Annotated in this window: 1 protein-coding gene; it reads right to left on the reverse strand. The window is 66.5% G+C overall.

The annotated features are described in order from the left end of the window. Window positions 1-14: 14 nt before the first annotated feature. Entirely contained in the window at window positions 15-815 is an 801-nt protein-coding gene (locus AC1D00_RS43065) for a TIGR02594 family protein (protein WP_477014915.1), read from the reverse strand. Window positions 816-911 lie beyond the last annotated feature (96 nt).

Below are 911 nucleotides of genomic sequence, written 5' to 3' on the forward strand. Positions count from 1 at the left end.
GACGAGGCAACACCTCAGTTCGGCATCACATACGCATAGATGCGGCCGCGCGAGACCGGGGCCTCGCGGACGCGATTGCCGTTGTTGCCGGAGATCATGATCGGATTGCCCTGCGCGTCGACGCCGGTGATGATTCCGACGTGGCCGCCCCGGCCGCCGCGCGACATCACCGCGATGGCACCGACCTGCGGGCCGGAGACACGCGTGCCGTAACGCGCGAACGAATTCGCCATGTCCGAGCCGGTGCCGTGGTGGCCGGTTTTCTCAAGCACCATGTTCATGAAGCGCGCGCACCACAGGCTGCCGCGCCCGGTCGGGTTGCCGCCGAGATAACGGCGCGCCTCGGACACGAGGCCCGATCCGCCGCCAAAACCGCCGCTCATACCCGCGTTGCCGGCGTTGCCAATGTCGCCAGCGCTGCTCTTGTTGACAGCATGGCTCATGTTGGCAGCGCGGCTCACTTTGCCGGCGCGGCGCATGTTTCCGCCGATGCCCATGTCACCGCTGCCCATATCACCGCCGCCCGCGTAGCGCATGTCACCCATGCCGCCGCTATTGGCGTTCGGATCGTAGTTGGCCTGCGTGTTCATGAAACCGCCGGCCTGCAGCAGCGCCGCGCTGCGCTCGAAGCGCGAGCCGCGGGCCTGGTGCCGATAGTGATGATGTCTGCTGGCGTGGTGCACGTCAGCGTGCCGCTCTGCGCTATGACGATGAGGCCGCGCCGAGGCCGGAGAAACAAACGCGGCGACCGCCGCGAAGAAAAGCGCCAGCGCGACAACACATCGCGACAGGCGAGACGCAAACAACTCGAACATTAGTCATCCTTCGTTGACACCCCCACTCCCAGCCAGCCCGTGCGCGGCCGACATCCGCCGGGCCGTAAAGCTTCCGGATGTGGCGAGAACAAGACG

The organism is Bradyrhizobium sp. P2_E8, assembly GCF_056403875.1.